General features: G+C 49.3%; 7 protein-coding genes and 2 pseudogenes. 2 read left to right on the forward strand and 7 right to left on the reverse strand.

Annotated features, from left to right (window positions below; genetic code table 11):
• Positions 1–18: 18 nt before the first annotated feature.
• On the reverse strand, positions 19–1,665 hold the full coding sequence (gene fumB / locus ACUU1M_RS16020) for a class I fumarate hydratase (protein ID WP_000066659.1): 1,647 nt from the start codon (positions 1,663–1,665) through the stop codon (positions 19–21).
• A gap of 198 nt (positions 1,666–1,863) precedes the next feature.
• On the opposite strand from fumB, the gene manA reads away from it, so the two are divergent.
• The gene (gene manA / locus ACUU1M_RS16025; RefSeq protein WP_001170669.1) at positions 1,864–3,039 is read left to right on the forward strand and encodes a mannose-6-phosphate isomerase; all 1,176 of its coding nucleotides are present in this window, start codon (positions 1,864–1,866) and stop codon (positions 3,037–3,039) included.
• A 100-nt stretch (positions 3,040–3,139) separates the two neighbouring features.
• Complete coding sequence (locus ACUU1M_RS16030; RefSeq protein WP_152029013.1) at positions 3,140–4,648, forward strand: YdgA family protein; 1,509 nt, start codon at positions 3,140–3,142, stop codon at positions 4,646–4,648.
• A 225-nt stretch (positions 4,649–4,873) separates the two neighbouring features.
• Here ACUU1M_RS16030 and uidC read toward each other — a convergent pair whose 3' ends face one another.
• The 6 genes and pseudogenes from uidC to ACUU1M_RS16060 all read right to left on the reverse strand — a co-directional run.
• A complete protein-coding gene (uidC, locus tag ACUU1M_RS16035; protein WP_001227028.1) occupies positions 4,874–6,139 on the reverse strand; it encodes a glucuronide uptake porin UidC in 1,266 nt (421 codons plus the stop codon).
• A gap of 38 nt (positions 6,140–6,177) precedes the next feature.
• Positions 6,178–7,551 (reverse strand): annotated as a pseudogene (gene uidB / locus ACUU1M_RS16040) (glucuronide transporter).
• On the reverse strand, positions 7,548–9,359 hold the full coding sequence (gene uidA, locus ACUU1M_RS16045; RefSeq protein ID WP_000945935.1) for a beta-glucuronidase: 1,812 nt from the start codon (positions 9,357–9,359) through the stop codon (positions 7,548–7,550). Before uidA ends, uidB begins: the two are co-directional and overlap by 4 nt.
• 387 nt (positions 9,360–9,746) lie before the next feature.
• Positions 9,747–10,337 carry a DNA-binding transcriptional regulator UidR gene (gene uidR, locus ACUU1M_RS16050; protein WP_000969092.1) on the reverse strand — a complete coding sequence of 197 codons (591 nt, stop codon included), beginning with the start codon at positions 10,335–10,337 and terminating at the stop codon, positions 9,747–9,749.
• A gap of 228 nt (positions 10,338–10,565) precedes the next feature.
• Positions 10,566–10,727 (reverse strand): annotated as a pseudogene (locus ACUU1M_RS16055) (SDR family oxidoreductase); the annotation flags it as partial.
• 14 nt (positions 10,728–10,741) lie between these two features.
• A partial coding sequence (locus ACUU1M_RS16060) for an IS1 family transposase (RefSeq protein ID WP_033802282.1) occupies positions 10,742–10,818 on the reverse strand: 77 nt, incomplete at its 5' end.

Genomic DNA, 10,818 nt, shown 5'->3' on the forward strand with positions numbered 1-10,818 from the left:
CCCGAAGGGCGGCTCTGTTTATTTCACACAGCGAGTGCACTGTGTGAGTTGTATCTGCTGGAAGAAGTCATTTCCTTTATCATCCACAAGGATAAACGCCGGGAAATCTTCCACTTCAATTTTCCAGATGGCTTCCATTCCCAGTTCCGGATATTCAACACATTCCAGGCTCTTAATACTTCCCTGCGCCAATACAGCGGCCGGACCACCGATACTGCCAAGGTAGAAGCCGCCGTGTTTTTTACAGGCATCCGTCACCTGCTGGCTGCGGTTGCCTTTCGCCAGCATGATCATACTTCCGCCCTGCGCTTGCAGTTGATCGACATAAGAATCCATCCGTCCGGCGGTCGTTGGGCCAAGAGAACCGGAGGCATAACCTTCCGGCGTTTTGGCCGGACCCGCGTAGTAAATCGGATGATCTTTAATGTATTGCGGCAGCCCTTCACCGTTATCCATCCGCTCTTTCAGTTTGGCGTGAGCAATATCACGACCAACGATAATCGTGCCGTTAAGCGATAAGCGTGTAGAAACGGGATACTGCGACAACTGTGCGAGGATCTCTTTCATCGGACGGTTAAGGTCAACGCGCACCGCTTCGCCTTCTCCCGCTTTACGCAGCTCTTCAGGGATATATTTACCTGGATTATGTTCCAGTTTTTCGATCCAGACCCCCTGACGGTTGATCTTCGCTTTGATATTACGGTCAGCAGAGCAGGAAACACCCATACCAACCGGACAGGATGCGCCGTGACGTGGCAGGCGAATCACGCGGATGTCGTGAGCGAAGTATTTACCACCAAACTGCGCACCCAGACCGAGATTTTGCGCTTCGATCAGTAATTCTTTTTCCAGTTCCACATCGCGGAACGCCTGACCGTGCTCATTCCCTTCCGTTGGCAGTTCATCATAGTATTTCGCGGAAGCCAGTTTCACCGTTTTAAGGTTCGTTTCTGCAGAAGTTCCACCAATAACGAACGCAATATGATACGGAGGACAGGCCGCGGTACCCAGCGTGCGCATCTTCTCAACCAGGTAATTTTTCAGTTTCCCCGGCGTCAGTAACGCTTTGGTTTCCTGATAGAGATACGTCTTGTTTGCCGAACCACCACCTTTTGCGATACAGAGGAATTTGTATTCGTCGCCATCAACGGCATAAAGATCGATCTGCGCTGGCAGATTGGTGCCGGTATTCACTTCTTTATACATATCCAGCGGCGCGTTTTGCGAGTAGCGCAGATTATCTTCGATATAAGTGTTATAGACACCGCGCGCCAGCGCCGCTTCATCACCACCACCGGTCCATACACGCTGCCCTTTTTTACCAAAAATAATCGCGGTGCCGGTATCCTGACAGGTTGGCAGAACACCTTTCGCCGCGATGTCGGAGTTACGCAGGAATTGCAGCGCCACATATTTATCATTTTCGCTGGCCTCCGGGTCACGCAGAATGTCGGCCACCTGTTGTTGGTGAGCCGGACGCAGCATAAACGACGCATCATGAAACGCCTGACGCGCCAACAGAGTTAACGCTTCGGGTGCGACTTTCAAAATCTCCTGCCCTTCAAATTCAGATACGCTAACGTGTTCACTGGTTAGCAGGTAATACTCAGTATCATCTTTTTTGAGTGGAAAAGGAGACTGATAATGAAAGGGTTTGTTTGACATTGTTCTCTCACTTACTGCCTGGTTTGGTTATGCTCTGGGCGGGTGTTCCGTTGCCCTGTTAAAAGCGAGTAACAATATCCTACACAGTTTTTTAACAAAAACTGAGACTAGTACGACTTTTTGCGGCTCCAGGTTACTTACCGTAGGATTCTTGCTTTAATAGCGGGATTAATTTCCACATTAAAACAGGGATTGATCATGCAAAAACTCATTAACTCAGTGCAAAACTATGCCTGGGGTAGCAAAACGGCGTTGACTGAACTTTATGGTATGGAAAATCCGTCCAGCCAGCCGATGGCCGAGCTGTGGATGGGCGCACATCCGAAAAGCAGTTCACGAGTGCAGAATGCCGCCGGAGATATCGTTTCACTGCGTGATGTGATTGAGAGTGATAAATCGACTCTGCTCGGAGAGGCCGTTGCCAAACGCTTTGGCGAACTGCCTTTCCTGTTCAAAGTATTATGCGCAGCACAGCCACTCTCCATTCAGGTTCATCCAAACAAACACAATTCTGAAATCGGTTTTGCCAAAGAAAATGCCGCAGGTATCCCGATGGATGCCGCCGAGCGTAACTATAAAGATCCTAACCACAAGCCGGAGCTGGTTTTTGCGCTGACGCCTTTCCTTGCGATGAACGCGTTTCGTGAATTTTCCGAGATTGTCTCCCTACTCCAGCCGGTCGCCGGTGCACATCCAGCGATTGCTCACTTTTTACAACAGCCACATGCCGAACGTTTAAGCGAACTGTTCGCCAACCTGTTGAATATGCAGGGTGAAGAAAAATCCCGCGCGCTGGCGATTTTAAAATCGGCGCTCGACAGTCAGCAGGGTGAACCGTGGCAAACGATTCGTTTAATTTCTGAATTTTACCCGGAAGACAGCGGCCTGTTCTCCCCGCTGTTACTGAATGTGGTGAAATTGAATCCTGGCGAAGCGATGTTCCTGTTCGCTGAAACACCGCACGCTTACCTGCAAGGCGTGGCGTTGGAAGTGATGGCGAACTCCGATAACGTGCTGCGTGCAGGTCTGACGCCTAAATACATTGATATTCCGGAACTGGTTGCCAATGTGAAATTCGAAGCCAAACCGGCTAACCAGTTGTTGACCCAGCCGGTGAAACAAGGTGCAGAACTGGACTTCCCGATTCCTGTGGATGATTTTGCCTTCTCGCTGCATGACCTTAGTGATAAAGAAACCACCATCAGCCAGCAGAGTGCCGCCATTTTGTTCTGCGTCGAAGGCGATGCAACGTTGTGGAAAGGTTCTCAGCAGTTACAGCTTAAACCGGGTGAATCAGCGTTTATTGCCGCCAACGAATCACCGGTGACTGTCAAAGGCCACGGCCGTTTAGCGCGTGTTTACAACAAGCTGTAAGAGCTTACTGAAAAAATTAACATCTCTTGCTAAGCTTATTAAAGGCTTATAACACCTTCAGGCGGCCAGTCCGCCTGATTTCATTTTATGGATAATCATTATGAATAAATCGCTGGTAGCGGTAGGCGTCATTGTTGCGCTAGGCGTAGTCTGGACAGGCGGCGCATGGTATACAGGCAAGAAGATTGAAACCCATCTCGAAGACATGGTCGCGCAGGCGAACGCGCAACTCAAACTGACAGCTCCTGAATCCAACCTGGAAGTGAGTTATCAAAACTATCATCGCGGCGTATTCAGCAGCCAGTTGCAACTGTTGGTGAAACCCATTGCCGGGAAAGAAAATCCGTGGATTAAAAGCGGTCAGAGCGTCATCTTCAACGAATCGGTTGATCATGGTCCCTTCCCGCTTGCCCAGTTTAAAAAACTGAACCTGATCCCGTCGATGGCATCAATTCAAACCACGCTGGTTAATAACGAAGTAAGCAAACCACTGTTTGATATGGCAAAAGGTGAAACGCCTTTTGAGATTAACTCGCGCATTGGTTACAGCGGTGATTCCAGTTCCGATATTTCGCTCAATCCACTGAATTACGAGCAAAAGGATGAAAAAGTCGCCTTTAGCGGCGGCGAGTTCCAGTTAAATGCTGACAGAGACGGCAAAGCCATCTCCCTTTCCGGGGAGGCGCAAAGTGGTCGGATAGACGCAGTTAACGAATACAACCAGAAAGTGCAGTTGACCTTTAATAATCTGAAAACCGACGGTTCCAGCACGCTGGGAAGTTTTGGTGAGCGCGTAGGAAACCAAAAACTGTCACTGGAAAAAATGACCATTTCAGTGGAAGGCAAAGAACTGGCACTGCTGGAAGGCATGGAGATCAGCGGTAAATCGGATCTGGTCAATGACGGTAAAACGATCAATAGCCAACTGGATTACTCGCTAAACAGCCTGAAGGTACAGAATCAGGATCTGGGCAGCGGCAAGCTGACTTTAAAAGTCGGCCAGATTGATGGTGAAGCCTGGCATCAGTTTAGCCAGCAATATAACGCGCAAACTCAGGCGCTGCTGGCACAGCCAGAAATTGCCAACAATCCCGAACTTTATCAGGAGAAAGTGACGGAAGCCTTCTTTAGCGCCCTGCCGCTGATGTTGAAAGGCGATCCGGTGATTACTATCGCGCCGCTAAGCTGGAAAAACAGTCAGGGTGAAAGTGCGCTGAATCTGTCGCTGTTCCTGAAAGATCCGGCAACGACTAAAGAAGCGCCGCAAACGCTGGCGCAGGAAGTAGATCGTTCGGTTAAATCTCTGGATGCGAAACTGACCATTCCGGTGGATATGGCAACTGAGTTGATGACTCAGGTAGCGAAGCTGGAAGGTTATCAGGAAGATCAAGCGAAAAAACTGGCGAAACAGCAAGTTGAAGGTGCATCAGCAATGGGGCAGATGTTCCGTCTGACCACCTTGCAGGACAATACCATCACCACCAGCCTGCAATATGCTAACGGTCAGATAACGTTAAATGGGCAGAAAATGTCGTTAGAAGATTTTGTTGGCATTTTTGCGATGCCAGCTCTTAACGTTCCGGCTGTACCGGCAATTCCGCAGCAGTAATTCACGGCCAAAACGCCGGAGAATTTTCACTCCGGCGTTTTCATCTGAAAACAAACCAGAGATTGCCTGATGCGCTACGCTTATCAGGCCTACCTTTTCCTGCAACACTTTGAATTTATGAGTTTTTGTAGGCTGGATAAGGCGTTTACGCCGCATCCGGCATAAAAAACGCGCACTTTGTCAACAATCTGAAACGCCGGAGGTTTTTCTCTCCGGCGTTATTTCTTACTTCAGCATAAAGTCATACTGAATACTCATTTTCACATCCCAGTAATTCAGGCGATCGCCCAGCGTACTGCCATCGCGCTTTTCCCGCCCTTTATCGGCAGCAAGAAAGAAATTCATCCCTTGTAACGGCCCTTCGCTGACCCGATAGTTCATACCACCTAAGATACCCGCTCCTTCAATCCGCACATCTCGTTTACTGGATTCATAGCCGCGAGTCACAATCGGTGCAAATGTCAGCGTAAATTGCGGAGTTACACGGTAGTTGACACCTAATTGCCAGGACTGCATTCCTTCACGGTTACGATCAAGACTTAATGAAAAGGGATAGCCAATATCGGTATCCACCACGGCACCATTCATTGCATGGCGCAAATAACCACCACTGCCAAATACGCTTCCCCACGGCGCATTCCAGGTCAATTGTCCACTAACCAACGCCGTTTCATTGGGCTGGCTGGTATTACGACTTAAACCTTCGAGCTGCGCGTAAAAGCCGAGCAACTCCCCTTTCAACGTATAATTCGGGTCGAGCGGTATGCTTTTCTCGAGAATACTTTGTATCTGATTGGAAACATCTTTCTGTACCGATGCCCCCAGAGAATAGCGACTGGTATCATCATGCCAACTGGCGGCTAAAAAAGAACGTGCGCGATGTTTATCGTATTTTCCCGTCTGGCTGTTATACACCCCTTCATCACGAATACCGGTTGTTGAATCAGTCCATAAAAATACTCGTGAACGCCACATTCCCCACAGATCAATATTTGGCGTTAAAGCCCAATAACCTAATGCTCCTTCAGAAACTGTCGGTAATGTACGTTGCGAACTGCCAGCCATTAACGGAATACGATAAGGTAAGCTACCATAACTATAATCCGTCCCGAAGCGACCTAATTTAAGCAGGCTATTTTCACTGGGTTTTATTTTTACTGCCCCCAGGGCAAAGCCAAAACTTTTATCACCATCAAGATACCACCGGGTACTCATATCAGCACGAGCACCTAATTTATAAACATAATACGCTCCGCCTTCAACGCCAATAATATTGGAATAATAACCACTATTGAAATCGAGCAATCCTCCCTGTACCCATGCGTAAATATCTCTTCCCGCGCCAGCACTGGGCTTATCAGCCCTGCGCAATTCGTTTTTCAGTCTGATGCGTAGTCCCGCTTCATCGTCAGCCAGTTGCGCCGCGTAAGCAGAGGTAAGGCCAGAGGCAGCCGTCAGGCAAATAACGGCCATGGCCACTATTTTTCTCATAGTTGCACCTTTGATGTTCTGATTATTTTTATTGAATATTAATTAGTGATATCGCTGATTAATTGCTGCTGCACTTTTTTACGATTATCAATTTCAACCACGATTTCTTTGAATTTTTTATCCGTGAGCGGATAAAACCAGATAATAACGAATGCCAGTAGCATAAATCCGCAAGGTACTAAGGCAATTGATGTGCGGATGCCCATAATAACTTCCGGCGTTTACACCTGATTGGCGATATATCCGCTTAATCCCAAAATAAAGGCAGGAATTGAACCTCCGATTGCCTGACCGCATTTACGGGTAAATGAGAATAGTGAATAGGTGAGCCCTTCAATTCGCACGCCGGTCAGGTATTCACCGTATTCTACGGTATCAGCTTCCAGTGCCCACATCACAGTCATAGTAACGCCCTGACCAATTGAAGCGATGGCCAACGCAACCAACGCCACCGGCAGTGACCAGACGGAAACCCAGAAGAATAGCAGATAACCGCAGGTTCCCAGCAAAGCGCCAATCAGGAAGGTATTCTTTTTACCGATCCTCGCGACCATCCCCGGCACAAGCGGTGCCGATGCCACAGTACCAACCAGGTTTTGCACCAGTACCAGCACAGTGAACAGCCCGGTATCATTTAACACATAGCGCACGTAGAACAACGACGAGGCGCTGACCGCGAAGGTCGAAATCAGCACACACAGCGCACCGATGCACAACATAAACAGCGGGCGATTCCGTTTCAGGGTTTGCAAACTGATCTTCAATGACGGCTGCGCCACGATACGTACCACATTTTCACGCGTCGATTTGAAGCAGATGAAGTAAAGCACCATTCCGGCAATCGCCAGCACAATCGTCCAGAAATGGTATACCGACACCATCTCTTCCGGGCTGGAGTTCTTAATGCTCGGTCCTATCAGAAATGCCAGGCATACAAAGGTCAATGAAGCGGCAATCCCACGAGCCGCGCCCAGACGGGCGCGAGATTGTGGTTGTTGGGTCATCGCGGTAGCAAGTGAACCATAAGGAATATTCACCAGGCTGTAGCAAAGCCCGAGGCCCATGTAGGTCAAATATGCATACACCACTTTGCTACCATGGCTCCAGTCGGTCGGTACCCAGAATACCAGCACGCTGAAGATCATTAACGGCGCAGTACCGAAGAGTAAAAACGGGCGGAATTTTCCCCAGCGGGTATTCACACTGTCCACCACTCGTCCGGCAAAGACGTCGGCGAAGGCATCGAATACCCGCACCAGTAACAGCATGGTGCCTGCCGCAGCGGCACCGACGCCAGCGACGTCGGTGTAGTAACTCAATAGGAAGAGCGCCCCCATTGCGAAGGCGAAGTTATTGGCGACGTCACCGAGGCTGTAGCCGACGATGGTGCGCCAGGAGAGTTGTTGATTCATTGTTTGCCTCCCTGCTGCGGTTTTTCACCGAAGTTCATGCCAGTCCAGCGTTTTTGCAGCAGAAAAGCCGCCGACTTCGGTTTGCGGTCGCGAGTGAAGATCCCTTTCTTGTTACCGCCAACGCGCAATATGCCTTGCGAGGTCGCAAAATCGGCGAAATTCCATACCTGTTCACCGACGACGGCGCTGACGCGATCAAAGACGCGGTGATACATATCCAGCCATGCACACTGATACTCTTCACTCCACATGTCGGTGTACATTGAGTGCAGGCCGGCTAACGTATCCACGCCGTATTCGGTGATGATAATCGGCTGATGCAGTTTCTCCTGCCAGGCCAGCAGTTCTTTTTCCAGTACCTTCTCTGCCGTTTCCAAATCGCCGCTTTGGACATACCAACCGTAATAACGGTTCAGGCACAGCACATCAAAGAGATCGCTGATGGTATCGGTGTGAGCGTCGCAGAACATTACATTGACGCAGGTGATCGGACGCGTCGGGTCGAGTTTACGCGTTGCTTCCGCCAGTGGCGCGAAATATTCCCGTGCACCTTGCGGACGGGTATCCGGTTCGTTGGCAATACTCCACATCACCACGCTTGGGTGGTTTTTGTCACGCGCTATCAGCTCTTTAATCGCCTGTAAGTGCGCCTGCTGAGTTTCCCCGTTGACAGCCTCTTCGCTGTACAGTTCTTTCGGCTTGTTGCCCGCTTCGAAACCAATGCCTAAAGAGAGGTTAAAGCCGACAGCTGCAGTTTCATCAATCACCACGATGCCATGTTCATCTGCCCAGTCGAGCATCTCTTCAGCGTAAGGGTAATGCGAGGTACGGTAGGAGTTGGCCCCAATCCAGTCCATTAATGCGTGATCGTGCACCATCAGCACGTTATCGAATCCTTTGCCTCGCAAATCCGCATCTTCATGACGACCAAAGCCAGTAAAGTAGAACGGTTTGTGGTTAATCAGGAACTGTTCGCCCTTCACTGCCACTGACCGGATGCCGACGCGCAGCGGGTAGATATCACACTCTGTCTGGCTTTTGGCTGTGACGCACAGTTCATAGAGATAACCTTCACCCGGTTGCCAGAGGTGCGGATTCACCACTTGCAAAGTCCCGCTGGTGCCTTGTCCAGTTGCAACCACCTGTTGATCCGCATCACGCAGTTCAACGCTGATATCACCATTGGCCACCACCTGCCAGTCAACAGACGCGTGGTTACAGTCTTGCGCGACATGCGTCACCACGGTGATATCGTCCACCCAGGTGTTCGGCGTGGTGTAGAGCATTACGCTGCGATGGATCCCGGCATAGTTAAAGAAATCATGGAAGTAAGACTGCTTTTTCTTGCCGTTTTCGTCGGTAATCACCATTCCCGGCGGGATAGTCTGCCAGTTCAGTTCGTTGTTCACACAAACGGTGATACGTACACTTTTCCCGGCAATAACATACGGCGTGACATCGGCTTCAAATGGCGTATAGCCGCCCTGATGCTCCATCACTTCCTGATTATTGACCCACACTTTGCCGTAATGAGTGACCGCATCGAAACGCAGCACGATACGCTGGCCTGCCCAACCTTTCGGTATAAAGACTTCGCGCTGATACCAGACGTTGCCCACATAATTACGAATATCTGCATCGGCGAACTGATCGTTAAAACTGCCTGGCACAGCAATTGCCCGGCTTTCTTGTAACACGCTTTCCCACCAACGCTGATCAATTCCACAGTTTTCGCGATCCAGACTGAATGCCCACAGGCCGTCGAGTTTTTTGATTTCACGGGTTGGGGTTTCTACAGGACGTAACATAAGGGACTCCTCATTAAGATAAAAATACTGGTCAACCTTTAATCTGATTAGTTAACCAATTCTGTGTTGCACACAGTTATCTGTGAGAAACCCATGGAAGAGAAATGGAAATAAAAAGAACTGACACCGCGATCAAAAAACCAAAAACTGCAATACCCACAGCGTGATATGGATCGCATTAATCTTTAAAACAGCGTTGACAGAAGCCATAAAATAAGCAATCGAACGTTCGTTCGAGAGTATTGGGAACGATAAACTCTCATGACATATGGCTACGGTGAATATTTTGGGGGGGAATTCTCCGAACACGGGGAGGATAATTTTTGCACAGAGAAATTACGATATGAAACGCGGGCACAGTTATCACCAGCCCGCGAAATGAGAGGATCAGGATGCGGTTAATATACCGCCAATCATCGCGCGTAATCCCTGAGCAAACGACGCTTCACGCGCCAGGTCTTCCGCTTCGATATCGGCCAGTACACCGTAGGTCAGATCCAGCAGTAAACGTGAAGTCATTGCCGTGTTGATGTCTGGGCTTATCTCGCCTTTTTGCTGGGCATCACGCATCCGCTGGGCAACAAATTCAGTGATCGTCATATGCTTATTTTTAAGCATGGCGGCGACCTGTGGGTTACGCATCCCTTCCGCCATAATTTCGACCACCAGCGCCCGTTGCCCAAAGGCTTCATGGGTGAGAGAGACAATAGACTCGACCATATAGTCAACAAAATGAATCCCTTCAATCGGTTCCCGGAAACGAGCCAGCGCCCTCTCCTGGTCCTGTAAGATAATCGCCTGAATCAAGGCTTCTTTGGAGATGAAATGGTGATAGAGCGTCCCAGGACTAATGGCGCAAGATTTACAGATGGCTTTCATCGAGGCACTGTGAAATCCATTTTCTGAAAAAATCTCTCTGGCAGCATTGAGGATCCGGGTCCGTGTCGGTTGTGCTTCAGTCTGCATGTTATCCATCATTAAACCATTATAGTTAGCGTGAATAACTAGTTTACCGCGTTGTCAGGTGAGCGCCTATCATTGCTGTTGAATAGTGCGAAGGTACACTCTATTCGTATACTTTTCACCCAGCAATTGGTTAACCAATAGCCGTGATTTAGCTGCCAGTTGTTTAGCAGAGACGTTGATGAATTGCACACGCTATCCCGGTAAACAACACATACGACCGTTTACCGGTTCGTTAGTGTATTAATTGAGCTCCTGTACCCCACCACCGGAGACGGTGAGAATTTGTCCGCTTACCCAGCTGGCTGCAGGCGAGCAAAGGAACAGCGCCGCGTTAGCAATATCTTGCGGTTGGCCCAGACGTCTGATCGGCGTGTGCTGTAACATTTTTTGTTCAATTTCTGGGTAATGACTCCAACTTACTGATAGTGTTTTATATTCAGATAATGCCCGATGACCTTGTCATGCAGCTCCACCGATTTTGAGAACGACAGTG

This window comes from Shigella sp. SIG6, assembly GCF_053555815.1.